The 24,799-nt window shown below is 71.5% G+C and carries 26 protein-coding genes and 1 pseudogene; 18 read left to right on the top strand and 9 right to left on the bottom strand.

The features are described from left to right. Positions 1 to 65: 65 nt before the first annotated feature. The 4 genes and pseudogenes from NGB36_RS04895 to NGB36_RS04880 form a co-directional block, all read left to right on the top strand. Positions 66 to 1,139: pseudogene (locus NGB36_RS04895) on the top strand (NtaA/DmoA family FMN-dependent monooxygenase); the annotation flags it as partial. Between the two features lie 88 nt (positions 1,140 to 1,227). Next, on the top strand, positions 1,228 to 1,842 hold the full coding sequence (locus NGB36_RS04890; RefSeq protein ID WP_255918796.1) for a flavin reductase family protein: 615 nt from the start codon (positions 1,228 to 1,230) through the stop codon (positions 1,840 to 1,842). A gap of 53 nt (positions 1,843 to 1,895) precedes the next feature. Next, positions 1,896 to 2,732: a patatin-like phospholipase family protein gene (locus tag NGB36_RS04885; RefSeq protein WP_255918795.1), complete on the top strand. Its 837-nt coding sequence runs from the start codon at positions 1,896 to 1,898 to the stop codon at positions 2,730 to 2,732. A gap of 33 nt (positions 2,733 to 2,765) precedes the next feature. After that, positions 2,766 to 3,611: a spermidine synthase gene (locus NGB36_RS04880; protein WP_255918794.1), complete on the top strand. Its 846-nt coding sequence runs from the start codon at positions 2,766 to 2,768 to the stop codon at positions 3,609 to 3,611. A 69-nt stretch (positions 3,612 to 3,680) separates the two neighbouring features. On the opposite strand, the gene NGB36_RS04875 is transcribed toward NGB36_RS04880, so the two are convergent. Then, a complete protein-coding gene (locus tag NGB36_RS04875) occupies positions 3,681 to 4,766 on the bottom strand; it encodes a DUF8017 domain-containing protein (RefSeq protein ID WP_255918793.1) in 1,086 nt (361 codons plus the stop codon). Positions 4,767 to 4,884: 118 nt separating this feature from the next. On the opposite strand from NGB36_RS04875, the gene NGB36_RS04870 reads away from it, so the two are divergent. After that, the gene (locus tag NGB36_RS04870; RefSeq protein WP_255918792.1) at positions 4,885 to 5,337 is read left to right on the top strand and encodes a DUF4442 domain-containing protein; all 453 of its coding nucleotides are present in this window, start codon (positions 4,885 to 4,887) and stop codon (positions 5,335 to 5,337) included. Here NGB36_RS04870 and NGB36_RS04865 read toward each other — a convergent pair. Further along, positions 5,320 to 6,867: a sensor histidine kinase gene (locus NGB36_RS04865; RefSeq protein WP_255918791.1), complete on the bottom strand. Its 1,548-nt coding sequence runs from the start codon at positions 6,865 to 6,867 to the stop codon at positions 5,320 to 5,322. The two genes, NGB36_RS04870 and NGB36_RS04865, sit on opposite strands and share 18 nt — an antisense overlap. Beyond that, the gene (locus NGB36_RS04860) at positions 6,864 to 7,628 is read right to left on the bottom strand and encodes a response regulator transcription factor (RefSeq protein ID WP_372509370.1); all 765 of its coding nucleotides are present in this window, start codon (positions 7,626 to 7,628) and stop codon (positions 6,864 to 6,866) included. Before NGB36_RS04860 ends, NGB36_RS04865 begins: the two co-directional genes overlap by 4 nt. A gap of 206 nt (positions 7,629 to 7,834) precedes the next feature. Between NGB36_RS04860 and NGB36_RS04855 the strand changes: the two genes are divergently transcribed. Genes NGB36_RS04855 through NGB36_RS33685 form a run of 4 tightly spaced genes read left to right on the top strand, consistent with a single transcriptional unit; the run spans position 7,835 to position 10,757 of the window. Further along, positions 7,835 to 9,157 carry a ferredoxin reductase family protein gene (locus NGB36_RS04855; protein WP_269469840.1) on the top strand — a complete coding sequence of 441 codons (1,323 nt, stop codon included), beginning with the start codon at positions 7,835 to 7,837 and terminating at the stop codon, positions 9,155 to 9,157. 43 nt (positions 9,158 to 9,200) lie between these two features. Beyond that, entirely contained in the window at positions 9,201 to 9,692 is a 492-nt protein-coding gene (locus NGB36_RS04850; protein WP_255918789.1) for an FMN-binding protein, read from the top strand. A 55-nt stretch (positions 9,693 to 9,747) separates the two neighbouring features. Next, entirely contained in the window at positions 9,748 to 10,515 is a 768-nt protein-coding gene (locus tag NGB36_RS04845; RefSeq protein ID WP_255919019.1) for an FAD:protein FMN transferase, read from the top strand. 29 nt (positions 10,516 to 10,544) lie between these two features. Next, on the top strand, positions 10,545 to 10,757 hold the full coding sequence (locus NGB36_RS33685; RefSeq protein ID WP_372509369.1) for a DUF6126 family protein: 213 nt from the start codon (positions 10,545 to 10,547) through the stop codon (positions 10,755 to 10,757). Here the strand turns inward: NGB36_RS33685 and NGB36_RS04835 are convergent. After that, complete coding sequence (locus NGB36_RS04835) at positions 10,717 to 12,123, bottom strand: MFS transporter (RefSeq protein ID WP_255918788.1); 1,407 nt, start codon at positions 12,121 to 12,123, stop codon at positions 10,717 to 10,719. The two genes, NGB36_RS33685 and NGB36_RS04835, sit on opposite strands and share 41 nt — an antisense overlap. 112 nt (positions 12,124 to 12,235) lie before the next feature. On the opposite strand from NGB36_RS04835, the gene NGB36_RS04830 reads away from it, so the two are divergent. Beyond that, positions 12,236 to 13,018 (top strand): ArsR/SmtB family transcription factor, encoded by a 783-nt coding sequence (locus NGB36_RS04830; RefSeq protein ID WP_255918787.1) that lies wholly within the window; start codon positions 12,236 to 12,238, stop codon positions 13,016 to 13,018. Between the two features lie 130 nt (positions 13,019 to 13,148). Next, a complete protein-coding gene (locus NGB36_RS04825; RefSeq protein ID WP_255918786.1) occupies positions 13,149 to 13,823 on the top strand; it encodes a DedA family protein in 675 nt (224 codons plus the stop codon). Here NGB36_RS04825 and NGB36_RS04820 read toward each other — a convergent pair. Next, the gene (locus tag NGB36_RS04820; RefSeq protein ID WP_255918785.1) at positions 13,808 to 14,350 is read right to left on the bottom strand and encodes a gamma carbonic anhydrase family protein; all 543 of its coding nucleotides are present in this window, start codon (positions 14,348 to 14,350) and stop codon (positions 13,808 to 13,810) included. The genes NGB36_RS04825 and NGB36_RS04820 overlap by 16 nt on opposite strands. A 118-nt stretch (positions 14,351 to 14,468) precedes the next feature. Here NGB36_RS04820 and NGB36_RS04815 point away from each other — a divergent pair, with 118 nt between their 5' ends. Beyond that, positions 14,469 to 15,224 (top strand): acyltransferase, encoded by a 756-nt coding sequence (locus tag NGB36_RS04815; protein ID WP_255918784.1) that lies wholly within the window; start codon positions 14,469 to 14,471, stop codon positions 15,222 to 15,224. Between the two features lie 27 nt (positions 15,225 to 15,251). On the opposite strand, the gene NGB36_RS04810 is transcribed toward NGB36_RS04815, so the two are convergent. Together NGB36_RS04810 and NGB36_RS04805 are read right to left on the bottom strand one after the other, a co-directional pair. Further along, positions 15,252 to 15,491: a DUF1059 domain-containing protein gene (locus NGB36_RS04810; RefSeq protein WP_372509368.1), complete on the bottom strand. Its 240-nt coding sequence runs from the start codon at positions 15,489 to 15,491 to the stop codon at positions 15,252 to 15,254. Positions 15,492 to 15,592: 101 nt separating this feature from the next. Continuing rightward, positions 15,593 to 16,456, bottom strand: coding sequence for an EamA family transporter (locus NGB36_RS04805; protein WP_255919017.1), 864 nt, complete (start codon positions 16,454 to 16,456; stop codon positions 15,593 to 15,595). Between the two features lie 114 nt (positions 16,457 to 16,570). Between NGB36_RS04805 and NGB36_RS04800 the strand changes: the two genes are divergently transcribed. Together NGB36_RS04800 and NGB36_RS04795 are read left to right on the top strand one after the other, a co-directional pair. Further along, positions 16,571 to 17,143, top strand: coding sequence for an XRE family transcriptional regulator (locus tag NGB36_RS04800; RefSeq protein WP_255918783.1), 573 nt, complete (start codon positions 16,571 to 16,573; stop codon positions 17,141 to 17,143). 43 nt (positions 17,144 to 17,186) lie between these two features. Further along, positions 17,187 to 17,747: a YbaK/EbsC family protein gene (locus NGB36_RS04795; protein ID WP_255918782.1), complete on the top strand. Its 561-nt coding sequence runs from the start codon at positions 17,187 to 17,189 to the stop codon at positions 17,745 to 17,747. Here the strand turns inward: NGB36_RS04795 and NGB36_RS04790 are convergent. Next, positions 17,744 to 18,247 (bottom strand): GNAT family N-acetyltransferase, encoded by a 504-nt coding sequence (locus NGB36_RS04790; RefSeq protein ID WP_255918781.1) that lies wholly within the window; start codon positions 18,245 to 18,247, stop codon positions 17,744 to 17,746. The two genes, NGB36_RS04795 and NGB36_RS04790, sit on opposite strands and share 4 nt — an antisense overlap. A gap of 121 nt (positions 18,248 to 18,368) precedes the next feature. On the opposite strand from NGB36_RS04790, the gene tdh reads away from it, so the two are divergent. The 3 genes from tdh (at position 18,369) to NGB36_RS04775 (ending at position 21,623) form a co-directional block, all read left to right on the top strand. After that, positions 18,369 to 19,397, top strand: coding sequence for an L-threonine 3-dehydrogenase (gene tdh, locus NGB36_RS04785; protein WP_255918780.1), 1,029 nt, complete (start codon positions 18,369 to 18,371; stop codon positions 19,395 to 19,397). A 74-nt stretch (positions 19,398 to 19,471) separates the two neighbouring features. Then, positions 19,472 to 20,680: a glycine C-acetyltransferase gene (locus NGB36_RS04780; protein WP_255918779.1), complete on the top strand. Its 1,209-nt coding sequence runs from the start codon at positions 19,472 to 19,474 to the stop codon at positions 20,678 to 20,680. Positions 20,681 to 20,684: 4 nt separating this feature from the next. Beyond that, positions 20,685 to 21,623 carry a LysR family transcriptional regulator gene (locus NGB36_RS04775; RefSeq protein WP_255918777.1) on the top strand — a complete coding sequence of 313 codons (939 nt, stop codon included), beginning with the start codon at positions 20,685 to 20,687 and terminating at the stop codon, positions 21,621 to 21,623. Between the two features lie 150 nt (positions 21,624 to 21,773). Here the strand turns inward: NGB36_RS04775 and NGB36_RS04770 are convergent, their stop codons facing one another. Then, on the bottom strand, positions 21,774 to 23,006 hold the full coding sequence (locus NGB36_RS04770; RefSeq protein ID WP_255918776.1) for a S53 family peptidase: 1,233 nt from the start codon (positions 23,004 to 23,006) through the stop codon (positions 21,774 to 21,776). A 353-nt stretch (positions 23,007 to 23,359) separates the two neighbouring features. Here NGB36_RS04770 and NGB36_RS04765 point away from each other — a divergent pair, with 353 nt between their 5' ends. Then, positions 23,360 to 24,376 (top strand): LacI family DNA-binding transcriptional regulator, encoded by a 1,017-nt coding sequence (locus NGB36_RS04765; protein WP_255918775.1) that lies wholly within the window; start codon positions 23,360 to 23,362, stop codon positions 24,374 to 24,376. Positions 24,377 to 24,799: the final 423 nt, after the last annotated feature.

Here is a 24,799-nt window from a genome sequence, read left to right as displayed (position 1 = left end):
TTCCGGCTCGGCACCCCGGCGGCCGCCGCTCGCCGCCCATGCGGTTCTCACCCGGGCAGCGCGCCCTCGGGCTCGCGGCGACCGTCAGCACCACCTTCAACGAACCTTACGAACTCGCCCGCCGCCTCTCCTCCCTCGACCACCTCTCCGGCGGGCGCGCCGCCTGGAACGTGGTGACCACCTCCGACGCCTTCACCGGCGCCAACTTCCGCCGCGGCGGATATCTCGACCACGCCGACCGCTACACCCCGTGCCGCCGAATTCCTCGAGATCGCCCGGGCGCTGTGGGAGTCCTGGCCGCCCGGCGGCACTCCGCGGACCGTGCACCACACCGGACCCCAGTTCGATATCACCGCCCGTGCCACGCTTCCGCATTCTCCCCAGGTCCACCCGGTGCTCATCCAGGCCGGCGACGCCGACGAGGGCCGAGAGTTCGCCGCCGCCACCGCCGACATCGTCTTCAGCCGCTACGGAACCCTCGAGGCGGGCCGCGCCTTCTCCGCCGACGTCAAACGCCGACTCGCCCGCTACGGCCGCAAACCGGACGAGCTGAAGATCATGCCTGCGGCCACGTTCGTGCTCGGCGACACCGAGCAGGAGGCGCAGGAACGCGCGGCGCACATCCGGCGCCAGCAGGTCAGCGCGCAGACCGCGATCGCTCACCTGGAGAACGTCTGGGGCCGTGACCTGTCCTCGTACGACCCGGACGGGCCGCTGCCGGACGTCGATCCCGTACCCGACAGGGACCTCGCACACGGCTGGGTCCACTCCGGCGACCGGTTCGGCACGGCGACGCAGTGGCGCGCCGCCGCCACGGAGAAGAAGCTCACCATCCGCGAACTCGTCATCGAACTCACCGGACGCCAGTCCTTCATCGGCACCCCGGCCTCCGTCGCCGCTCAGATCACCACACACGTCCAGGCCGATGCAGCCGACGGCTTCGTCCTGGTACCCCACCTCACCCCCGGCGGACTCGACGACTTCGTGGACGACGTCGTCCCGCTGCTCCAGGAAGGCGGCGTCTTCCGCACCGAATACTCCGGCCCACCCTGCGCCACCACCTGGGCCTGCCGGTACCCCGCGGCACGGCCACGCCGAAGGGAAGGGTAAAGCGAGGGGCAAAGCGATGGCAGCCATGAGGGGCCGGCGGGCGCACCCTGCGCGACGCTGGGCGCGGCCACGATCCGCCGTTGGGATGCACGCCCGGCGGCATGGATACTGGCGGGTATGCGTGTCGACTTCGATCCCGCGGTCATGGGCCGGACCTCCTTCTACAAGCTGCTGACCGCGACGGTGGTGCCTCGCCCGATCGCCTGGGTGTCCACGGTCTCGGCGGACGGCTCCGCCAATCTGGCGCCGCATTCGTTCTTCGGCGTAGCCTGCGTCAGCCCGCCGATCGTGCAGTTCACCTCGGTGGGGCGCAAGGACTCGCTGCGCAACGTCGAGGAGACCGGGGAATTCGTGGTGAACCTCGCCCCCGAGCGGCTCTTCGAGCAGATCAACGCGACCGCCACGGACTTCCCGCACGGCGTCAGCGAGTTCGACGCGGTGGGCATCGAGCGGGAGCCCAGTACGCGGGTGAAGCCGCCGCGCGTCGCCGCCTCGCCGGTCGCGCTGGAGTGCGTGGTGCACAACACGCTCGGGCTCGGGGACTCCACAGTCGTCTTCGGACGGGTGGTGCACGCCGTGGTCGACGACGCCGTGCTCGCCGACGGGCACCCCGACGTGCGCGCGTTGCGGCCGCTGACCCGGCTCGGCAAGGACGAGTGGGGCACGGTCGGCGATGTGCTGGAGATCTCACGGATCCGGTACGCGGACTGGCCGGGCCACCGCGAGGGTTGAGTTCCACGACGTCGTCCGATACGACAGTCGTCGACGGAAGGGGCGGGGCGGAGATGACGGCGCAGACCGCGTTGGTGCTGGGCGGCGGCGGGATCACGGGCGTCGCGTGGGAGATCGGCATGCTGGCCGGGCTCGCCGAGGCAGGTGTCGATCTACGCGCCGCCGATGTGGTGATCGGGACCTCGGCGGGTTCGGTCGTCGGAGCGCAGCTGCGCTCCGGGATGTCGCTCGACGAGCTGTACGAGCGGCAGCTCGCGGAACCGAAGAGCGAGATCGGCGCCCGCATCCCGCCCGCCCTCGTCGCCAGGGTGGCGTGGGCGATGCTCGCCGCCCGCGATCCCGAGGCGGTGGGCAGAAATCTCGGACGTATGGCGCTCGCCGCCCGCACCGTCCCGGAGGCCGAGCGGCGCGAGGTGATCGCCTCACGGCTGCCGGTGACCGACTGGCCCGACCGCGCGCTGCGGACCACGGCGGTCGATGCGCACAGCGGTGAGTTCACCGTCTTCGACTCCGGCAGCGGTGCCGAGCTGGTCGACGCGGTCGCCGCCAGCTGCGCGGTTCCCGGCGTATGGCCGCCGGTCACGATCGGCGGCCGCCGGTGGATCGACGGCGGCGTGCGCACCGTCGCCAACGCCGACCTGGCCGAGGGCCACCGCCGTGTCGTCGTCCTCGCCCCCATGGGCAGGGGGTACGGACCGAGCGCCGCACGCCAGGTCGCGCAGCTGACCGAGAACGGTTCGCAGGCGGCGCTGGTGGTCGCGGACACCGCGGCCCGGCGCGCCTTCGGGCGCAATCCACTCGATCCGGCGCGCCGGGCGGCCGCGGCACGAGCGGGGCGAGCCCAGGCCGCGGCCTGCGCCCAGGCCGTTGCCGCGGTGTGGAACGCGTGATCCGAAGCGCCGGCGGGCGGCGAGAATGGACTGATGGACGAACGCGTACCCGTCGCACGTGACGTCGATTTCGGCACGGCGAGGCTGCTGCCGGACGTGGACCGGCCGCACGCCTGGCTGCTCACCGTCGACGGCGCGCCGCAGTCGTACGTCGACCTCGACGACCCCGGGCACCTGGAATTCGAGTACGTGCAGCGTCTCGCCCACGTCGTCGACGGCGCAGCCGAACCCGGCGCGCCGCTCGACGTGCTGCACCTCGGCGGCGGCGCGCTGACGCTGCCGCGCTACGTCGCCGCCACCCGCCCCGGATCGCGTCAGGACGTCGTGGAGGCCGACCGCGGCCTCGTGGCGCTGGTGGCCGAATACCTGCCTGCCCGCCCCGGGGACGGCATCACGACGCATGCGGCCGATGCCCGTGCATGGTTGCGCGGCGCGCCCGAGCGGTTCGTGGACGTGCTGATCGCCGACGTCTTCGGCGGCCGGCGGGTGCCCGCCCATCTGACGTCCGTGGAGTATGTGCGCTCGGCCGCCAGAGTGCTGCGGCGGGACGGGCTCTACGTGGCGAATCTCGCCGACAGCGTGTCGTTCACCTTCCTGCGTCCGCAACTCGCCACGCTCGCCGCGGTGTTCCCGCACGTCTGCCTGATCGCCGAGGCGTCCGTGCTGCGCGGCCGCCGCTTCGGCAACATCGTGCTGGTCGCGGGGGAGCGGGAGGTGCCGGTGCAGTACCTCGCCCGGCACACTGCGGCCGACGTCTTCCCGGCGCGCGTCGAATACGGCGACGCGGTGCGGCGGTTCATCGGCGACGCGCGGCCGGTACGCGACGAGGAGGCCGTGCTGTCCCCGGAACCGCCGGACGGCGCCTTCTCCATCGGCTGAGCGGCCCGAGCGGCCCGAGCGGCCCGAGCGGCCCGAGCGGCCCGAGCCGGCTGCGCCGGGACAAGCGGGCTACTGGATCTGGCGGATGCTGTTCTCCATGGCCGTGATCGTCGACGCCGGCACCTGGCCCGGGACGCCGGTGGCCGTGTACAGCACCCAGACGGTAAGGGTGTTGTCGGCGCCGACCCATGCGACGGCGTAGGCCGCACCATCGGTGGAGCACGGGTTGGTCCTCCGCACACCGGTCTCGGTCGCGGATGCCGCGTATCCCTTGATTCCGTGTCCGTTGGTGAACGGGACGGGCTTGGTCGCCCTGAGCGTGCCCTTCTTCCCGCTCTTGAGGTCGGTGAATCCGTAGTAGGCCCATGAGGCCGCCTGCGTCTCGGCGGCGTCCTGAACCGACTTGGCGCCCACCGCGCCCTTGGTGCCCGCGGCGGCGAGGGAGTTGTCCTGGCACCAGTTCTGCTTGTACTCCGCGGGGCCGCCCATCTCCACCTCGGGGTTGCCGTTCGGGTCCTCGAAGCCGATGTCGGTGCCCGAGCTCAGCGCCGTCCAGTCCTGGGGGATGTCGAAGGCGACCTGGCGGTCGCCCCGCGCCACGGCCTTCCAGCCGGGCACCACCGGCTTGGTGCCGGCGTTACTGCTGTGCGGATCGCCGTTGAAACCGTCGTTCGGGGCGGTGGCGTCGCTCCCCGACGACTCCGCGGACGGCGCGGACGTTGCGGTCGCGGACGAGTTCGGGTTCGCGACGGTCCTCTGGCCGTCGTGCCCGCCGAGCAGCACCGCGGCGCCGGCCGCGCCCGCCAGCAGCACCACGGCCGCGGCGATGGCCAGACCGATCACCGGTCCTCTGCGGCTGCCCGGCCCGGGCGGCGCAGGCGGCGGCACCGGTGCGCCCCACTGGGGTGCGGGACCGAAGCCCGGGTACTGCCCGTACACCGGCTGCTGTCCATAGGCCGGCTGGTGGCCGTATCCGGGCTGTCCGTATCCGGGCTGTCCGTAGGCCGGCGGACCGAACCCCGGTTGCTGTGGCGGCTGCGGTTGCTGCGGATAGCCGTAACCTGGGGCCGGGCCCTGCGGGTTGGGCGGCTGAGGCTGCTGATGGCCGGGGTGTCCCTGAGACTGCTCCCCCGGCCGCTGGTCTTCGGGCCACATGTCCGCAGAGATTACGGCGTGGCGGTCGGCCGTGCCACGGCCGCCCCGTCCTGTGAGACACCGGCCCGTACCGACGGATGGCTACTCATTGGTTGCTACTCGCTGGTAACATGTGGGCATGTCTGAGACCGTGCCCTCGATCGGCGAGCTGCTGAGCTCCACTGTGCCCATGGCGCGCACCCTGAAGCTCGAATTCCTGGAAACGACCCCGGAGCGCGCCGTGGTGCGGCTGCCGGACCGGCCCGAGTACCACAACCACATCGGCGGCCCGCACGCCGGTGCGATGTTCACCCTCGCCGAGTCGGCGAGCGGCGCGATCGTCCTCGCCGCCTTCGGGGACCAGCTCTCGCGCGCGGTACCGCTCGCCGTGCGCGCCGAGATCGGCTACAAGAAGGTGGCCATGGGCCCGGTCACCGCCACTGCCACGCTGGGCCGCCCCGCGTCCGAGGTGGTCGCCGAACTCGACGCCGGGACGCGGCCCGAGTTCCCCGTCGCCATCACCATCGAACGCGAGGACGGCGCGACGACGGGCGAGATGACCGTTGTGTGGACGCTACGCCCGAACTCCTGACGATTCGTCAGTCGAACGGGGGGTGCTGCGGCCGTCGTCCGCGCCGTCGGGGGAGGCCAGGCGCGGGCCCGGTCCGCCGCCCGGCGGCGACCCCGGCAGCACGACCTCGAACCGCGTCCTCCCCGGCCGGCTGGTGAGCCGCACCCGGCCGCCGTGCGCGTTCACCACCGCCTGGACGATGGCGAGCCCGAGCCCGGTGGAACCGGCGGCCCTGGAGCGGTTGGGGTCGGCGCGCGCAAACCGCTCGAACACCTCGTCCTGCAGCGTCTGCGGGATCCCGGGTCCGTCGTCGGTGACGGTGACCACGGCCCCGTCACCGCGCGGCCGCAGTTCGACCGTGACCTCCGTACCGGCGGGGGTGTGGGAGCGAGCGTTGGCGAGGAGATTGGCAAGGACCTGGGCGAGCCGGTGACCGTCACCGGCGATCGTCACCGGGTCCTCCGGAAGGTCCAGCGTCCAGCGGTGGTCGTGACCGGCCGCGCGGGCGTCACTGGCGGCGTCGAGAATCAGCCGGGTCAGATCGACCGGCTCTCGCGCCAGCGGGCGGCCGGCGTCGAGGCGGGCCAGGAGCAGCAGATCCTCGACGAGCCCGCTCATGCGTTTCGCTTCCGACGCGATCCGCTCCAGCGCGTGCCGCACCTCGCCGGGGACCGGGCCGCGGTGGCGCAGCGCCAGTTCGGCGTGGCCGCGCATGGACGCCACCGGAGTGCGCAGTTCGTGGCTGGCGTCGGCGGCGAAGTGGCGCAGCCGCTCCTCGCTCGCGTGGCGTCGGGCCAGTGCATTGCCGACGTGGCCGAGCATGCGGTTGAGCGCGGCCCCCACCTGGCCCACCTCGGTCCGCGGATCGGAGTCCGGCACGGGATGCGGCATCGCCACCTCACCGCTGGCGAGCGGCAGTTCGGCCACGGTGGAAGCGGTTGCCGTCACCCGGTGCAACGGGCGCAACGACAGATGCACCCACAGCGCGCCCGCGGCTCCGGTCGCCGCGACCGCGATGCCGAAGACCACGAGTTCGACGAGCTCCAGCTGCTCCACGGTCTCCTCGACCGGGTGCAGCGGCAAACCGGTGATCATGATGTCGCCGTCGTCGCCGTGGACCGCGGCCACCCTGTAGTGGCCGAGTGCAGAGAGGTTGACGCTGTAGCCGCGGCCGTTGGCGGGCAGGGCGGCCAGGGTCCGCCGGTCGTCGGCCGTGAGCGGCACGGTGGCGTCGGTCTGGCTTCGCACCACCGCGGCCTGGGTGGGCGTGCCCTTCAGCAGCCGGGCGCCGAAGGTGCCGTCCGCCTGGCCGCGGGTGTCGGGCCGGTTGTCGGCATCGGGCCTCCGCTCGTGCTCCAGGCTCGCCGCGAACCGCCCGCCGGATGCGACCAGCTGCTGGTCGACCCGGCTCACCAGGAACCCTTCGAGCGCCCACACGGTGCTGACACCGATGGCGAGGCAGGCCGCCGCGAGCAGCAGCACCAGGCCCGTCGTCAGTCGGGCGCGCAGCGTCCGCGGCACCGGCAGCCTTCGTATCACCCGCCCGGTCATTGGGCGTCCGGTTTGAGCACGTAGCCGACGCCGCGCACGGTGCGGATCAGCGGCGGCCGTCCGGCGTCGATCTTCTTGCGCAGATAGCTGATGTAGAGCTCGACGACGTGCGCCTGCCCGCCGAAGTCGTACGACCACACCCGGTCCAGGATCTGCGCCTTGCTCAACACCCGGCGCGGGTTGCGCATGAGGAAGCGCAGCAGCTCGAACTCGGTCTTCGACAGTTCGATCGCCTCCCCGCCCCGGGTGACCTCGTGCGCCTCCTCGTCCATCACCAAATCCCCGACGACCAGCCGGTCGGCGCTCGGCTCACGCGCCATCCCGGCGCGCCGCAGCAGCCCGCGCAGCCGCGCCAGCACCTCCTCCAGGCTGAACGGCTTGGTCACGTAGTCATCCCCGCCGGCCGTGATCCCGGCGATCCGGTCCTCGACGGCATCGCGCGCTGTGAGAAAGAGCACACACACGTCCTCCAGTGCTGCGCGCAGTTCCCGCAGCACCCGCAGTCCGTCCATGTCAGGGAGCATCCAGTCGAGGACGACGGCGTCGGGGCAGAAGTCACGGGCCACGGCGAGGGCGGAGGCGCCGTCCGCGGCGGTACGCACCCGCCATCCCTCGTAGCGCAGAACACCCGAGAGCACCTCGGTGAGATCGGGCTCGTCGTCGACGACGAGCACGCGGGGCGGGGTGCCGTCGGCGCGCAGCAGGGAGGGGGCAGCGGCGGAGGTCTCGGGGCCGGGAGTGTCCATGATGCGATCCAGCATCTCCTGCCCGGGGCTGAGAGGGGAATCTCGGGTTCCTCTGCGTTCCCTCTGAAACCAGTTCCGAACGTGTTACAGGCGGGGCCTTCAGAGACGTTTCAGAAGTTCCGCTGCGAGGGTGGGGCCCTCACGCCGAGGAGAGCCCAAGAAGAGCCGAAGACAGGAGTCCGGTGGCCACCACGTACGACAGCCGTACCGACACCCGTGCGCTGCGCTCCGCCCCGCGGCCGAGGAACGTCGTGCCCGCCCTCGCCCAGCTGCTGATCTATGCGGGGGCGGCCGGAGTGCTGGGCCTGTGGTGGATGGACACCACCTCGGTGACCGGCACCGCCGACTGGATCACCGGAGCAGGCCGGATCACCGGGCTGCTCGCCGGTTACGCCTGCGCCGTGCTGCTCGCTCTGATGTCGCGCTTCCCGCTGCTCGAACGCGGCGTCGGCAGTGACCGGCTGGCGCGCTGGCACGCGATGGGCGGGCGTTACACGGTCTCGCTTGCGCTCGCCCACACCCTGCTGATCATCTGGGGTTACTCGATCAGTGCGCACACCGACGTCGTCAGCCAGACGACCACGCTGGTCTTCCACTACCCGGACCTGCTCAAGGGCACGATCGGTTTCCTGCTCCTGCTCGCCACCGGCGTGATCTCCGCACGCGCCGCCCGCGGCAGGCTGCGCTACGAGACCTGGCACTACCTGCACTTCGCCACCTACCTCGCGGTCTTCCTCGCCTTCTTCCACCAGCTGTCCAACGGCGCCGACTTCGTCGGGCACCGCCCCGCGCAGCTGGCCTGGTACGCCCTGTACATCGGGGTCGGCGCGCTGCTGGTGTGGTGCCGCTTTCTCACCCCGCTGCGCCGGGGGCTGCGCCACCGGCTGGCCGTCGCCGAGGTGCGCCCCGAGTCGCCCGGCGTGGTCTCGGTTTATGTGACCGGGCGGCATCTGGACGAACTCGGCGCCGAGGCAGGGCAGTTCTTCCGCTGGCGCTTCCTCACCCGGGGACTGTGGTGGACCGCCAACCCGTACTCGCTGTCCGCACCGGCCCACCCGCAGTACCTGCGCATCACCGTCAAGGCCGTCGGCGGTCACAGCGCCGCCCTGGCCGGTCTGCGGCCCGGGACCCGGGTGTGGGCCGAAGGCCCGTACGGCGCGTTCACCGCTGCCCGCCGCAGCCGCCGCAAGGTGCTGCTGCTCGGCGGCGGCGTCGGCATCACCCCGTTGCGCACGCTCTTCGAGACTCTGCCCGGCGACGTCACACTCATCTACCGGGCGCGGCGCCCGGAGGATCTGGTGCTGCGCGGCGAACTCGACGCGATAGCCCACGACCGCGGCGCCGTCGTGCACTACGTCGTTGACGAACCGGCGGAGTACTCCTCCCCGCTCACCGCACGGGCACTGCGCGGTCTCGTCCCGGACCTCGCCGGCCACGACGTCTACCTGTGCGGGCCACCGGGGATGACCGACGCCGCGATCCATGCGCTGCGGCGCGCCGGAGTGCCGCGCCGCCGCATCCACCACGAGTCGTTCGCGTTCTGACAGGCCAAGACAGGTCACAGACGTCTGAAGGGAGGCCCGGGCCGTGCGCCGAGCCGTCATCGCCACCACATCGACCGTCGCGGGCGTGGTCCTGCTGCTGTCGCTCAAGCCGCACCACAGCGCCGGCCCCGCGCTCGCCGGATCCGGCGCCGGGTCCGCGACGCTGCCCAGCCAGGGGGCGGGCACGCCGGCGCCCACGTCCTCCTCGACAGCGTCCGCGCCGACGGCGGGCTCGGGCTCGAAGAAGAGCAGCGCGGACAGCGGAAGCTTCGTCGGATCCACGGTGCAGACCGACTACGGGCCCGTGCAGGTCGAGATCACCATGTCCGACGGCAAGCTCACCGGTGTCACCGCGCTGCAGACCCCGTCCGGCGCCGCCCGCAGCCAGGAGATCGCCGCCTACGCCGTGCCGCGCCTGACGCAGGAGGCCCTCGGCGCCCAGAGCGCACAGATCGACGCGGTCTCCGGCGCCTCGTACACCAGCGCCGGCTACATCCAGTCCCTGCAGAGTGCCCTGGACAAGGCCCGTGCCTGAGCGGGACGCGGCGACGGAGGCGGGCAGCGGCGGCCTGCGCCATGTCGAGCACGCGATGGGTACCGTCTTCTCCTTCGACGTACGGGACACGCCCACCCCCGCTGTCACCGACGCCCTGCGGGACGCGGTCGCCTGGCTGCACCGCGTCGACGAGGTCTTCTCCACCTATCACCCCGGAAGCCAGATCAGCCGTCTAGGGAGCGGCGAGATCCGGCTCGGCGACTGCGACCCCGAGGTGGCCGAGGTGATGGGACTGTGCGAGTGGGCCGGGCGCGTCAGCGGCGGCTGGTTCAGCCACACGCCCGGTGGCAGCCTGGACCCGTCCGGCATCGTCAAGGGATGGGCGATCGAACGCGCCTCGGACATCCTGTACCGAGCGGGCGCCCGCAACACGTGCGTCAACGGTGGCGGGGACCTGCAACTGCGCGGCGAAGCGGCCCCCGGCATCCCCTGGCGGATCGGTGTCGCCCACCCGCTCCACCCCGGGGACCTGACCACCGTCGTCACCGGACGCGACCTCGCCGTCGCCACCTCCGGCACGGCAGAGCGCGGCGCTCACATCCTCGACCCGCGCACCGGCGCCCCGGCCTCCGGCGCGCTGCTGTCGGTCACGCTCGTCGGCCGCCACCTCACCGACGTCGACGCGTACGCGACTGCCGCCTTCGCCATGGGCGATGCCGCGCGCTCCTGGACCGCATCGCTCGACGGTACCGAGGCCTTCGCCGTCACCCGTGACGCCCGCGCGTGGTGGACCGCGGGCTTTCCCGACCACGGCCTCGTTCCCGCGGCCGCCGGGCCCGGACCGCGGCAGCCCGCGGTCTGAGTCCTTCGCGGCTCGGCTAGGGTTGCCGCGTGGGCGAGGACATCACCGCAGGGCAGACGGCAGCCGCCGCTCCGGCCGGCCCTGCGCCGGTACAGCGCGAGGCGCCTGCGAGCAACGGTGCCGGCACCGAGAAGTACAAGGAGCGCGGGGTGTTCCTGCGCGTCTTCATCTATGTCTTCGCCACGCACCTGTTCGCCGGGTTCATCTGGCTGCTGTTCTACCTGGGCGGCCACCGGATGTAGCGGTGTCGCCGGCGCGGGTGGTCGTGGCGCCGGGCGCCGTGAGCGCGGCCGTGAGCGCGGCGAGGAGAAACGCTCCCGCGGCGAGCAGCGCGGACAGGTGGAGACCGGGTATGAAGCGGCTCGCCGCCAGGCTGCCGAAGAGCGCGACACCGAGCGCGCTGCCGATCTGCCGGGCGGTGTTGAGGGTGGCGGCCGCCGTCCCGCCGCGTTCGGTCGGCGCCGACTCCATGACCGCCGTCGTCGCTGCGGGCATGGTGAAGGCCGTCCCGCCCCCGGCCAGCGCCATCGGGATGACGAGAGAGGCGTACGGGGAGTGCGGGCCTGCGAGCACCCACCCGGCGAGGCCCGCGGAACCCGCCAGCAGACCGGCGACCATCGGCACCCGTGGACCGGTGTGCGCGCAGAGGCGTCCGGACAGGAACGAGGAGGCGGTCATCACCGCGAACAGCGGCAGCAACCCCAGGCCCGCCTCGAGCGGGCTGTAGCCGCGGAGCCGCTGGAAGTAGAGCGTGGCGAGGTAGATCAGGCCGTAGATGCCGAGGTTCAGCAGCAGGCCGACCATCGTCCCGCCTGCCAAGCCACGCGCCCGGTGGGACGGCAGCCGTGGCTGGCGGGGCGCCGGCCACCGCACCAGCGCGGCGCATCCGAGGCCCGCCGCGATGCCGGCGCCGAGGCAGCCGGTGACCAGCGGATCGCTCCACCCGAGGGCACCGGCTTCGTTCAGCCCGGCGGTCAGCGCCGCGAGCGAGGCGATGCCGAGCAGCTGCGCGGGCAGCCGCAGCGATGTGCCCGCACGGGGAGCAGGGGCGGGTACGGAGCGGACGGTCAGCACGATCGCCAGCAGGCCGAAGGGCAGGTTGATGCCGAACGCCGCCCGCCAGTCCAGGAACCGCACGGCGAGACCGCCGACGAGCGGCCCGGCAGCCGCCCCCAGACCGGAGAGCGCCGCCCACGCCCCGAAGGCGCGGGCGCGCGCCTCCGGCTCCGGGTAAGCGGCGCGCAGCAGCGCGAGTGACGCCGGGACCATGAGGGCGGCTCCGATCCCCTGCACCAGACGGGCAGCGATCAGCAGCCCGGCCGTGGGCGCGGCACCGCACGCCGCAGAGGCCGCCGTGAAGACCACAAGCCCCGCGACAAAGGTGCGCCGGTGCCCGAACCGGTCACCGAGCCGACCGCACAGCAGCATCAGAGCCGCGAAGGCCAGGGTGTACCCGTCCACCACCCACTGCAGCGCCGAGGCACCGGCCCGCAGATCGGAGCCGAGCGACGGCACGGCCACCGTCACCACGGTGACGTCGAGGATCACCATGAAGAAGCCGAACGACACCGCGACCAGCGGCAGCCACCGCCGCCGTCGGAGATCCATGTCAGGGAAACGCCTGTTCAGAGAAGGTCGTTGACGCAGGGAAGGCATATCTCCACCGTGTCATCGGAACACTTCGCCGTGCGTCGAAACGTCCGCGACCTACCCTGAGGGCATGGACACGCAAGCAGCGGCAGCACCCGCCCGTGAGGCGGACGTCGCCCGCGCCGCCGTCGCTTTCGGAGACCCGTCGCGCGTGCTCGTCCTGCTCGCTCTCGGTGACGGACGTGAGCTGCCCGCGAGCGTGCTCGCCGCCGAGGCCGGTATCAGCGCCTCGACGGCGAGTGCACACCTCGCGCGGCTTCTCGACGCAGGCCTCGTCACTGTCGAGGCCCACGGCCGCCACCGCTACTACCGTCTCAGCGGCCCGGACGTCTCCGACGTGCTCGAAGCCCTCGCCCGCGTCGCACCGCCCAAGACAGTGCGCTCGCTGCGCGACGGCACCCGCGCCGAGGCGCTGCGCCGCTGCCGTACCTGCTACGACCATCTCGCCGGGCGGCTCGGGGTCGAGCTGATGGACGCCCTGCTCGCGCACGGCATCCTCACCGGCGGCGACGGCCGCTACCGCTCTGACGGGGCCGGCCGCGACCGGCCGTCCGCCCCCGGCCGCGACGCCTCGTACCAACTCACCGACCGTGGGCGCGAGGTGCTCACCGCATTCGGTGTGGACCCGGACGCGTTGCCGCGCCGGCGGCCTGCGATCCGTTACTGCGTGGACTGGAGCGAGCAGCGGCACCACCTCTCCGGTGCGCTCGGGGCCGCCATCACCGGCAGGCTGTTCGCCCTGGGCTGGATACAGCGGGGCGAGGCGCGGCGGATCGTCCGTCTGACCGATGCCGGGCGGGAGGGACTGGAGCGTACTTTCGGAATCCGGCGGGACTGGGACGGCGTCGCCTGACACCGCTCACCACTCACCAGCCGTACTCACCGCACGGGTGCGACACGCGCAGAATTGCGCCCGCCCTGCGCGGTTCGCTTAGGCTTTTGGTGATCGGGTGGCCTGCGGCATCCGGGGAGAGGAATCGGCCTTGCACATTAATGAATGGCTTCAGACCATCCCGCCCCTCACCATCTACCTGCTCGTCGCGGGCGTCATCGGCACAGAGAGCCTCGGCGTGCCGCTGCCCGGCGAGATCGTGCTGGTCAGCGCGGCGCTCATGGCGTCGCAGGGCCATGTCGACCCGGTGGTGGTGGGAGTGTGCGCCATCGCGGGGGCCGTGATCGGCGATTCCATCGGCTATGCGATCGGCCGCAAGGGCGGCAAGCCGCTCTTCGAGCGGATCGGCCGAAGATTCCCCCGCCATTTCGGTCCGGAGCACCTCGCGAAGGCCGAGCGCTCCTTTCAGCGGTGGGGCATGTGGGCGGTGTTCTTCGGCCGGTTCGTGGCGCTGCTGCGGATTTTCGCTGGGCCGCTCGCCGGAGCGCTGAGGATGCGCTACTGGAAATTCCTGACCGCCAATGTTCTCGGCGGCATCGCATGGGCGGGAGGGACCACGGCCGGCGTGTACTACATCGGCCTCGTCGCCGAAGCCTGGCTGCGGAAGTTCTCCTACCTGGCGCTGATCGCCGCCGTGCTGCTCGGCATCGCCTCGTTCGTCGTCGTACGGTGCCGGGCCGGCTCCCGTCCGTCGTCGGGGGAGGAGCCGCAGAACCTGGCCGCCCGTGCGGCGGTGGAGGAGGAGCGGGCTCAGCTGCCGTCGTAGACGGCGCGGTGCGTGCGGGCCAGCTGGACGTAGTGCTCGGCGTTGAGGCGCACCATCTCGCGTTCCTCGTCGGTCAGTTGCCGCTTGACCTTGGCGGGCACGCCCGCGACCAGCGATCCGGGGGGCACCTGCAGCCCCTGCGGCACCAGGGCGGCCGCGGCGACGAGTGAACCGGCGCCGATGTGCGCGCCGTTGAGCACGGTGGCGCCCATCCCGACCAGCACGTCGTTCCCGACGGTGCACCCGTGCAGCACCGCGTTGTGCCCGACGGAGACCCGCTCGCCGACGACGGCGGGGAAGCCGGGGTCGGCATGCACGGTGCAGTTGTCCTGGATGTTGGACGAGGCGCCGATGGTGATGCGGTCGCAGTCGCCGCGCAGCACCGCGTGGTACCAGACGCTCGCCCCACCCGCGATGTGCACGTCGCCGAGGACCACCGCCGTCGGGGCGACGAACGCCTCAGGCTCCACCGCAGGAGCGTGCCCCACCACCTGACAGACCAACGCCCGCTCACGCCGTTCAGTCATCCGCGCACCCGCCTCGCCCTCGTCTCCGTACGGAGCTTGCACCGTACAACCCCACCGGCGATGCGCGTCACACCCGCCTGAGCTGCTGAGCCCTGCCACAGGTCGATACGGTGTGCGAGTGCCGAAGAACAGCAACGTGTTCCCGTCCCTGACGGCCTGGCGCCGGCGTGCCGCGTCGCGGCTGGTGCACTCCGGTTGGCGCTGGGTGCGTGAGGCCGGGGCCGTCAGCGCCGAGTCGCCGGGGCCGTACTGCTTCCGGAGGATCGGGGCCGGCACCCGCCTCGCGTTCCCGCAGGGCACGATCTTCGGCGAGCGATGGATCGAGATCGGCGAGTGCTGCATCATCGCCGAGCAGGTCACCCTGACCGCCGGGATGATGCCGGATCTCGACCTCGGCCCCGACCCCGTCGTACGCATCGGCGACGGTGTGGTGCTGGGGCGCGGAAGCCACGTCATAGCCTCGCAGCCCGTCGTCTTCGGCGACGACGTCTACTGCGGGCCGTACACCTACGTCACCAGCGACAACCACTCGTACGACGACCCGACTCAGCCGATCGGCAAGCAGTGGCCGCGCAGCGCTCCGGTGGAGATCGGCAGCGGGAGCTGGCTCGGCACGGGAGCTGTGATCCTGCCGGGCGCCAGGCTCGGACGCAACGTGGTCGTCGCGGCGGGCGCGGTCGTACGCGGCGACGTGCCGGATCACGCGGTGGTGGCGGGCGCGCCCGCCCGGATCGTGCGCAAATGGGATCCTGAGGAGGGCTGGCAGCCGCCGATGCGCAGCCCGGCGCCCCCGCCGATACCCGCGGGCGTCACCGCCGAACAGCTGCGCGGGCTCGGGCTGCCCGATCCGCTGCCGCCGGCGACTGCGACGTAGCCGCCCGGCTGTGCCCGAGGGGTGCGCTCACAGATCGAATATCTCGCCCTCGGGAGGCGGCGGCCCCGACTTCGGAATCGTCGGCACGACCTCGTCCTTGAGACTTGCCCGGATCTGTATGCGCAGTTCCGGGCTGTCGGGGTGGTGGTGCACCGAGATCGCGTGCTCGGTGGCGGCCCGTACGACCTCCTCCTCGTCCCCCGAAATGGCGAGCGAGCAGTGCGACTCGCTGGGGTAGTCGCGGCAGTCGACGACTTTCCTCGTCATGACGACCTCCTGGACTCCGAGTCCCACTCTTCACATTAGACCCGGTGAACAAGCGTGCAAAAGGTGCGGAAAGGGGATGAAAAGGAGGTGAAGCGGCCGGGTCAGCCGGTCGCCAGCAGCACGGATCCGGCGAGCGCGAGCGCTGCGCCCGCCGCCTGTACCAGGCGCAGCCGTTCCTTGAGGATGCCGCGCGCGGCGAGCGCGGTGACGACGGGGTAGAGCGAGGCGAGGACGGCGGCCACGGCGACGGGACCGCTGCGGGCGGCCATCGCGTAGGTGCCGTTGGCGGCGACATCGGTGAGACCCACGCAGGCGAGCGCGGGCAGGGTGCGCCACACCGCGCCGAGCCCGTCCGGCGGCAAGGTCCGCGCGCCGCGCCGCGCCGAGACCGCGAGCGCCGCGCCGCCGAAGGTGACACTCACCAACCGCTGCACGAACAGCGCGAGGAAGAGGCCGGTGACGTTCGCGGAGGCCTGTGAGATCAGCGCCATCACCGCGCCGAAACCGGCGGCCGAGGCGAGGGTGAGCGTGATCGTCTTTCGCTGCACGGGCGCCCCCCGCAGCTGTGGCCCGCCCGCGAGCGCGATGCCGATGACGGCCACGAGGATCCCCACGCACTGCAGCGGCACCGGCCGTTCGCCGAGGACGAGCCCGACCCCGACCGGCACGGCCACACCGACGGTGGCGAGCGGAGAAACGACACCCATCGGGCCAAGTGACAACGCCCGGTAAAAGCAGAGCATCGCGCCGGGTCCCGCCACTCCCGCGGCCACCGCGAACCACAATCGCGGACCGGCCTCGCTCCAGCCGCCCGTGGCGACGACGATCACGCCGAGCACCACTGCTGCCGCCGCCTGCGAGAGGACGACGACCGTCAGCGCCGGGAATCGTCGGGTCAGCAGTCCGCCGCCGAAGTCGGCGAGGCCCCACAGGAGGCTGGTGGCCAGGGCGAAGGCTGCTGTCATCGGGTACCCCGCAGTAGAGTGCAGTGTGATGGACATCGTGGTACATCACACGATAGTGCATCTTGGTGCACAGAGTCATCCAGAATATTGGACGCCAGACCTTGGGACGGAAGCGTGCCAGATCTCGACATCGTCGCGCAGTCGCTCGCCCGCAACCTCAAACACCTGCGGCAGGAGCGCGGTTACTCCCTCGACGCCCTTGCCGCGCGGTCCGGAGTCAGCCGCGGGATGATCATCCAGATCGAGCAGGCCCGCACCAATCCGAGCATCGGCACCGTCGTGCGGATCGGCGACGCCCTCGGGGTAAGCATCGCCGGACTGCTGGACTACGCGGACAAGCCGCCGGTGCGGCTCATCGGCCCTGACCAGGCGGTACGGCTGTGGAGCACGCCCGCCGGCAGCCACGGCACGCTCCAGGCGGGCACCGAGGCGCCTGGCCCGCTCGAACTGTGGTCATGGCGGCTGATGCCCGGCGAAGGCCACGACTCCGATCCCCATCCGCCCGGCACCGCGGAGCTGATCCGGGTGGACGCGGGGGAGCTGACACTCGTCGTGGAGGGCACGGAGTACCTCATCCCGGCCGGTACGACGGCGAGCTTCGAGGCCGGGGTACCGCACGGCTACCACAACGCCGGTGCCGTCGCGGCCGAGATGACGCTCGCCATCTCCGTTCCCCCTCCGCGCTGAGGACGCTCCCGGGCCCAGGTCGGAGCGGGTTATCGTGCGGACCATGACGAGTGCACCCATCGGGCGCTTCGACGAAGCCCTGCCCGCCGCCGAGCACACCGACCTGCTCGCCGCGCCAGTGGCCGCCGCCCTGCGAGCCTGGCAAGGCCCTGTCCCCGTCGAGCAGTTGCTCTACGTCGACACCGACCCGGCCAACGCCGACACCGCCGTCTTCGGCGAGGTCTACGGCGTGCCGCCCGAGCAGTCCGCCAACTGCGTGGTGATCGCAGGCAAACGCGGCCAGGAGGTCACCCTCGCGGGGTGCGTCGTGCTCGCCCACACACGTGCGGACGTCAACGGCATGGTGCGCCGCCATCTCGGAGTGCGCAAAGCGTCCTTCGCCTCGATGGACACCGCCGTCGGCGAGAGCGGCATGGAGTACGGCGGCATCTCACCGATCGGCCTGCCCGCGGGCTGGCCGCTGCTGATCGACGCCGCCGTCACCGACACCCCGTACGTCGTCATCGGAAGCGGACGCCGGCGCGGCAAACTGCTCGTCCCCGGCAAGGCGCTCGCCGCACTGCCCGGCGCCGTCGTGCTGGACGGACTCGGGACCGTCGTCTAGCCGGCGCGCTCCGAGACGTCCAGCGAGAGCGCGATGGAATGCTCGGCGAAGCCGAAGTCGCGGTAGATGCGCTCGGCTTCGGGTGTGGCGTGCAGGTCGACACGGGTCACGCCGCGCTCGGCGAACCAGTCGAGCAGCGCCTCGGTCGTCGCCCTGGCATAGCCGCGGCCGCGGTGGCCGGGATCGGTACAGACGTTGAAGACGAAGCCGAACCGGCCGGAAGGGTGTGCGGGCGCGGGCAGGCGCTGCTCGATGGTCCCGACGGCACAGGCCGCGAGCCCTCCGGCGCCGTCCGCCCCGTCCCCGCCCGCGTCCGCGTCCACGACGAACGCGCCCAGCTCCGCTGTGCCCTTGCCGGACAGAAGGGCGCGCACCATTTCACGGGCCGCCTCCTCCCAGTCGCCGGGTTCGTCACGGCCGGTCATGGCCTGGAACATCACTCGGCGCAGCCGGACCAGCTCGGCGGCGTCCTCGGGGCGTGCGGCTCGTACAGGTATCACGCGAGCACGTTAACCCAGGTGCAGGATCACGCTTGCGGGAGGCATCGTGAAGCTCAGCTGTTGCCGCGCTTAAGAAATCCGCGATGGACTGAACGCTCCCGGCCGGGCAGATTGCGTAGCCGTGAAGGCACTTGTCAAGGAGAAGGCAGAGCCCGGACTGTGGCTGATGGACGTACCCGAGCCGTCCATCGGGCCCGGCGAGGTGCTCATCAAGGTGCTGCGCACCGGCATCTGCGGCACGGATCTGCACATCCGTGCGTACGACGGATGGGCACAGCAGGCGGTGCGCGCTCCGCTGGTCCTCGGGCACGAGTTCGTCGGCGAAGTCGTCGACACCGGCCCGGATGTGGCGGACGTCAAGACCGGTGACCTGGTGAGCGGTGAGGGCCACCTGGTGTGCGGCAAGTGCCGCAACTGCCTGGCCGGCCGACGCCACCTGTGCCGCAGCACGGTCGGCCTCGGGGTCGGCAGGGACGGTGCGTTCGCCGAATACGTCGCGTTGCCGGCCTCCAACGTCTGGGTGCACCGGGTCCCGGTCGACCTGGACATAGCGGCGATCTTCGATCCGTTCGGGAATGCCGTGCACACGGCGCTGTCCTTCCCGCTCGTCGGCGAGGACGTCCTGATCACCGGCGCAGGACCCATTGGGATCATGGCCGCCGCGGTGGCCCGGCACGCCGGCGCCCGCAACGTCGTCATCACCGACGTCAGCGACTACCGGCTCCAGCTCGCCCGCTCGGTCGGGGTCAGCCTCGCCCTCAATGTGGCCGAGACCTCGATCGAGCAGGGGCAGCGCTTGCTCGGCCTGCGCGAGGGCTTCGACATCGGTCTGGAGATGTCCGGGCGCCCCGAGGCGATGCGCGACATGGTCGCCAACATGACCCACGGCGGCCGGATCGCGATGCTCGGGCTGCCGTCCCAGGAGTTCCCGGTCGACTTCGCCCGGATCGTGACCTCCATGATCACGATCAAGGGGATCTACGGGCGCGAGATGTTCGAGACCTGGTACGCGATGTCGGTGCTGCTGGAAGGCGGCCTCGACCTCAGCCCGGTGATCACGGGCCGCTACCCGTACCAGGAGTTCGACGAGGCCTTCGACAATGCCGCCGGCGGACGCTGCGGCAAGGTCATCCTCGATTGGACCGCCTGAGCATCCCCTCCCTGTCTCCCGCTCCCACTCCTGCTCTCCCACTCCCGGACCCCGCCCCTAGGAGACCCACGGTCATGTTCGACTCCGTGCGCGACGACCTGCGCGCCACCCTGGACGAGATCAGCGCCGCCGGACTGCACAAGCCCGAGCGCGTGATCGGCACCCCGCAGAGCGCAGCCGTCGCCGTCACTGCGGGCGGCCGCCCCGGCGAGGTGCTCAACTTCTGCGCCAACAACTACCTCGGACTCGCCGACCACCCCGAGGTCGTCACCGCCGCAAAGGCCGCCCTCGACCGATGGGGTTACGGCATGGCCTCCGTCCGGTTCATCTGCGGCACCCAGGAGGTCCACAAGGAGCTCGAAGACAGGCTCTCCCGCTTCCTCGGCACCGAGGACACCATCCTGTATTCCTCCTGCTTCGACGCCAACGGAGGCGTCTTCGAGACCCTGCTCGACGAGCGGGACGCCGTCATCTCCGACGCCCTCAACCACGCCAGCATCATCGACGGCATCCGCCTGTCCAAGGCCCGGCGCCACCGCTACGCCAACCGCGACATGGGCGATCTGGAGACGCAGCTGAAGGAGACCGCCGGAGCGCGCCGCCGCCTGATCGTCACCGACGGCGTCTTCTCGATGGACGGCTACGTCGCGCCGCTGCAGGAGATCTGCGAGCTCGCCGACCGCTACGACGCCATGGTCATGGTCGACGACTCGCACGCCGTCGGCTTCGTCGGACCGGGCGGCCGCGGCACGCCCGAACTGCACGGTGTGATGGACCGCGTCGACATCATCACCGGCACCCTGGGAAAGGCACTCGGCGGCGCCTCGGGCGGCTACGTCGCCGCGCGCGCCGAGATCGTCGCACTGCTGCGTCAGCGTTCCCGTCCGTACCTGTTCTCCAACTCCCTCGCCCCGGTCATCGCAGCCGCCTCCCTCACGGTGCTGGACCTGATCGAGGGACGGGAGCCGGGCCTCGGCGCCGAGCTCCGGCAACGCCTCGCCGACAACACCGCCCTGTTCCGCTCCCGCATGACGGAGGCGGGCTTCGACATCCTCCCCGGCGACCACCCCATCACCCCCGTCATGATCGGCGATGCGGCCGTCGCCGGGCGCATCGCCGAGCTGCTGCTGGAGCAGGGCGTCTACGTCATCGGCTTCTCCTACCCCGTCGTCCCGCACGGCCAGGCCCGCATCCGCGTCCAGCTCTCCGCCGCCCACTCCACCGCCGACGTCGAGAAGGCAGTGGCCGCCTTCACCGCAGCCCGGGAGGCCCTGGCAGGATGACCTGGTGATCGATGCGCGGCGGCTGCGGATTCTGCGGGCCGTGGCGGACCACCGGACGGTGACCGCCGCGGCGGCCGCGCTGTACCTGAGCCCGTCCGCGGTCTCCCAGCAGCTGGCCGCTCTGGAGAGCGAGACCGGTCACCGGCTGCTGGAGCGCAACGGGCGGGGCGTCCGGCTCACTGCTGCGGGCGAGATCCTGCTCACCCACGCCAACGCCGTCCTCGCCCAGCTGGAGCGCGCCGACGCCGAACTCGCCGCTTACGCATCCGGCGCCGCCGGGCAGCTGACCGTCGCCTCCTTCGCCACCGGTATCGCCCAGGTCCTCGCCCCCGCCATCGCGCAACTCGCCCTGACCTCGCCCGGCATCCGGGTGCGGGTGTGCGACGCGGAGGGCGACGAGAGCCTGCCGATGGTCCTCGACGGACAGGCCGACCTGGCGGTGGCGGTGGAGTACCGCGGCGCGCCGCGCGAGGACGACCAACGCCTCGCCCGCGTTCCGCTGTACGCGGAGCCCTTCGACGCGGTCCTGCCGGTCGGCCACCGGCGCGCAGCCTCGGCCCGGGTGCGGATCGACGAACTGGCCGACGAGGCGTGGATCGGCCCCTACCCCGGCAACCCGTGCCACGACGTGATGGTGCTCGCCTGCGAGTACGCCGGCTTCAAGCCCCGCCTCGAACACTCCTCCGACGACTTCCGTGCCGTGGTCGCCCTCGCCGCCGCCGGTGCCGGGGTCGCGCTCGTGCCGCGCTCGGCGTTGCGGGGCACGGATCTGTCGGGGGTGGTGGTGTGCCAGGTCGACGACGTCCGCGCGACCCGGCGCGTCTTCGCCGCGGTACGACGCGGGGCCGAGGAGCACCCCTTGATCCGCCCCGTGCTCGACGCCCTGCGCTCCGCGGCCGCCCGCGGAGGGCTCGACGACGCGGACGCGGGTCAGCGGGACTGACGCACAACTTCGCGTCCGCACAACTTCGCGTCCGCACAACTTCGCGTCCGCACAACACCGCGTCCGCACAACGCAGAGCGCCGGGCCGCCCCCTCGCGCGGGGACGGCCCGGCTGGTGTGCCGGTGACGATGTGCCGTTGACGATTGGCGTCAGCCGGTGAAGGCGGTCAGGCCGTTGGGGGTGCCCAGGCCGGTCGGGCCGTCGTAGCCGACCTCTGCGCTGCACAGGTAGGCGGGGGAGCAGGTGGCGGTGGAACCGGTCGTGACGTCGTTGAGTGCCGAGGGGTGGGCGTAGGCGATCGATGCCGGGATGCTCGCCGAGTGGGCGCCCGCGTCGGCGTAGACGCCGGCGACGAGCGGGGAGGCGACGCTGGTGCCGCCGTAGACGGTCCAGCCGGAGGCGCCGTACGTCTGGTAGACGGCGACACCGGTGGCCGGGTCGGCGACGGCCGAGACGTCGGCGACGGTGCGCTTGGAGCAGCCGGAGTCGGTCTGCCAGCCGGGCTTGGGCTCGTATGCCGAGCAGCCGGAGCCGGTGCCTTCGGTGCTGGAGGTGTTCCAGACGCTCTCGCTCCAGCCGCGGCTGTTGGAGGCCCGGGTGAGCGAGGTGCCGCCGACGGCGGTGACATCGGGCGAGGCTGCCGGGTACTCGACGCCGTAGCCGCCGTCACCGGAGGAGACGGTGATGGCGATGCCCGGGTGGTTGAAGTAGCTGCTGTCGTAGGAGGTGTCGGAGGAGGACTCCGAGCCGCCGTAGCTGTTGGAGATCTCGGTGGCGCCGAGGCCGGCGGCGGTGTTGACGGCGGTGCCCAGGTTGGTCATCGACGCGCTGGATGCCTCCACCAGGATGATGTGCGCGTTGGGGGCGATGGCGGAGACCATGTCCAGGTCGAGCGAGATCTCCCCGGACCAGCTGCTGTTGTTGCGCGGGAGGCTGGTGCCGCCCGTCTGGTTGACCTGCTTGAAGCAGCCGTTGGAGGTGGTGCAGGCGGGCAGGCCGTACTGCGCGCGGTAAGTGGCCATGTCCGAGGCCGCGTTCGGGTCGTTGTAGGCGTCCACGATCGCCACGGTCTGGCCCGCGCCGCCGTTGGCAGGGATGTTGTAGGCGCTCAGAAGGTCGCTCGGTCCGTAACCGGAGGGGGTGGCGTTCGGGGTGACTCCCTCGGCGTGGACGTGTTCGGTCACGCTGGTGACGTGCAGGGCGTTGCAGTACTCCTGGCCGGGGGTGGTCACCACGGCGCAGGCCCGGGCCCACGAGACGCCATGGGTGGCGGCGTCGGCCGGGGTGGTGAAGGCGAAGAGCCCGGTCGTGGCAAGCGCTGCGGAGCCCAGCAGCGGGAGTGCTGATCTTCGGACCGACGCGGTTATCGATGTGGTGCGCAACGTACTGCCTCCTGAGTGTGATCTACCTGGGGCATGTGTGGTGCGACTGTGTAAAGGGGTTGCCCTGACAGCAGTTGGGGAGAAGTGGCCGATTCTGATGCCACCCCGAGATGGGGTGGCAGGCTGAGCGTGAACGTTAAGTGAGATGATGGCGCGGCGACAAGATGCTTGCGGAAGATCATCCTCAGTTTTACGAACCGGAAAACTCCGCAGCGGCAATTTCCATAAAAGGGGTGAATTCGAACTTCTCGCATGGCTCGTCGTCAACGAGAAGGCGGCCGGGGGCGGATGAATGCCTTGCTATCTGCAAACGGCCGCAAGAGGCTTGCGCCAATTGCGCTACAGTCGTGCTCATGAGTCGACGGCTTGCTGAGGTGGCGCAGAAGGTCGGGGTGAGCGAGGCGACCGTTTCCCGGGTGCTCAACGGCAAACCGGGGGTCTCCGATGCGACCAGGGCTGCTGTTCTCACGGCTCTGGACGTACTCGGTTATGAGCGGCCGACCCAACTGCGCGGCGAGCGCATGCGATTGGTCGGCCTCGTCCTCCCGGAGCTGCAGAACCCGATCTTCCCGGCGTTCGCCGAGGTGGTCGGCGGGTCGTTGACCCAGCAGGGCTTCACGCCCGTGCTGTGCACCCAGACCGCGGGCGGCGTCTCGGAGGCGGACTATGTGACGCTGCTGCTCCAGCACCATGTCTCCGGGGTGGTCTTCTTCGGGGGGCTGTACGCCCAGTCCGACTCCCCGCACGACCACTACGGACAGCTCTCCGAGCGCGGGCTGCCCACGGTGCTGCTCAACGCCGCCGTCGACGAGCTGGACTTCCCGCAGGTCTCCTGTGACGACGCGGTGGCCGTGGAGCAGGCCATGGGCCACCTGATGCAGCTCGGGCACCGCCGGATCGGACTGGTCCTGGGCCCGCCGGATCACGTCCCATCGCAGCGCAAGCTGGCGGCGGCCCGGGCGTTCGCCGAGCGCGAGGGGATCGACCTGGCGGAACGGGACCGTGTCGGACATGCGCTTTTCACCATCGAAGGCGGGCAGGCGGTGGCGAGCCGGCTGATCCGGGACGGCGCCACCGGGCTGGTCTGCGCCAGCGACCCGCTGGCCCTGGGCTCGGTGCGGGCCGCACGGCGGCTGCGGCTCGATGTTCCCGCCGATGTCTCGGTGGTGGGTTACGACGACTCCGCGCTCATGACGTGCACCGACCCACCGCTGACCACCATCCGTCAGCCCATCGAGGCGATGGGCCGGGCCGCGGTCGAACTGCTCACGGGCGCGATCGCCGGCGCCCGGGTGGCTCACGACGAGCTGCTCTTCGAGCCGGAGCTTGTGGTACGCCGGTCGACGGGGGTCGCCCCGACGCAACGCTGAGCCGCGCAGTCGGCGGACGGCCCCGGGAATGCCCGGGGGCCGTCTCGTGCGGTCGGTTCAGCCTGATCTTGCGAGAAACCCCGTGGATAAATGAACGTCCGGGACGAATCGCATCCTGAGCTGTGCAGCGCGGAGCGCTGCACAGCAGCTCGGGGAGCTGCCCTGCGGGCCAGCTCGTGTTGGCGGTGAAGGTGAGCTTGACGTAGCCAGCGCCACGGCCGCCCTGGGCTCCCTCGGCCTCGTACTCGGTCATGCCCGGGGTGGAGGCTCCGCTGCCGTTGGCGGCGCCGGCAGCGAAGGGGGTGAGTGCGGCCCCGTATAGATGGCCACAATATCCTGAATAAGAATCAGCAAAAATCCTGTGAGTGTCTGCAAATCACTGCAGTCGGTGGGGGCTCGGGAGGACGGAATCACCGCCCCTAG

It is taken from the genome of Streptomyces humicola, from assembly GCF_024436035.1.
Taxonomy (GTDB): Bacteria; Actinomycetota; Actinomycetes; order Streptomycetales; family Streptomycetaceae; genus Streptantibioticus_B; species Streptantibioticus_B humicola.
This window is presented reverse-complemented; position numbering and strand designations above follow the sequence as displayed.

Excerpts from the sequence above, each read along its gene's own strand:
- NGB36_RS04890 (WP_255918796.1), top strand. The coding sequence starts at position 1,228 with ATGCGTGTCGACTTCGATCCCGCGGTCATGGGCCGGACCTCCTTCTAC.
- NGB36_RS04885 (WP_255918795.1), top strand. The coding sequence starts at position 1,896 with ATGACGGCGCAGACCGCGTTGGTGCTGGGCGGCGGCGGGATCACGGGC.
- NGB36_RS04880 (WP_255918794.1), top strand. The coding sequence starts at position 2,766 with ATGGACGAACGCGTACCCGTCGCACGTGACGTCGATTTCGGCACGGCG.
- NGB36_RS04875 (WP_255918793.1), bottom strand. The coding sequence starts at position 4,766 with ATGTGGCCCGAAGACCAGCGGCCGGGGGAGCAGTCTCAGGGACACCCC.
- NGB36_RS04870 (WP_255918792.1), top strand. The coding sequence starts at position 4,885 with ATGTCTGAGACCGTGCCCTCGATCGGCGAGCTGCTGAGCTCCACTGTG.
- NGB36_RS04865 (WP_255918791.1), bottom strand. The coding sequence starts at position 6,867 with ATGACCGGGCGGGTGATACGAAGGCTGCCGGTGCCGCGGACGCTGCGC.
- NGB36_RS04860 (WP_372509370.1), bottom strand. The coding sequence starts at position 7,628 with ATGCTGGATCGCATCATGGACACTCCCGGCCCCGAGACCTCCGCCGCT.
- NGB36_RS04845 (WP_255919019.1), top strand. The coding sequence starts at position 9,748 with ATGGGTACCGTCTTCTCCTTCGACGTACGGGACACGCCCACCCCCGCT.
- NGB36_RS04835 (WP_255918788.1), bottom strand. The coding sequence starts at position 12,123 with ATGGATCTCCGACGGCGGCGGTGGCTGCCGCTGGTCGCGGTGTCGTTC.
- NGB36_RS04830 (WP_255918787.1), top strand. The coding sequence starts at position 12,236 with ATGGACACGCAAGCAGCGGCAGCACCCGCCCGTGAGGCGGACGTCGCC.
- NGB36_RS04820 (WP_255918785.1), bottom strand. The coding sequence starts at position 14,350 with ATGACTGAACGGCGTGAGCGGGCGTTGGTCTGTCAGGTGGTGGGGCAC.
- NGB36_RS04810 (WP_372509368.1), bottom strand. The coding sequence starts at position 15,491 with ATGACGAGGAAAGTCGTCGACTGCCGCGACTACCCCAGCGAGTCGCAC.
- NGB36_RS04805 (WP_255919017.1), bottom strand. The coding sequence starts at position 16,456 with ATGACAGCAGCCTTCGCCCTGGCCACCAGCCTCCTGTGGGGCCTCGCC.
- NGB36_RS04795 (WP_255918782.1), top strand. The coding sequence starts at position 17,187 with ATGACGAGTGCACCCATCGGGCGCTTCGACGAAGCCCTGCCCGCCGCC.
- NGB36_RS04780 (WP_255918779.1), top strand. The coding sequence starts at position 19,472 with ATGTTCGACTCCGTGCGCGACGACCTGCGCGCCACCCTGGACGAGATC.
- NGB36_RS04765 (WP_255918775.1), top strand. The coding sequence starts at position 23,360 with ATGAGTCGACGGCTTGCTGAGGTGGCGCAGAAGGTCGGGGTGAGCGAG.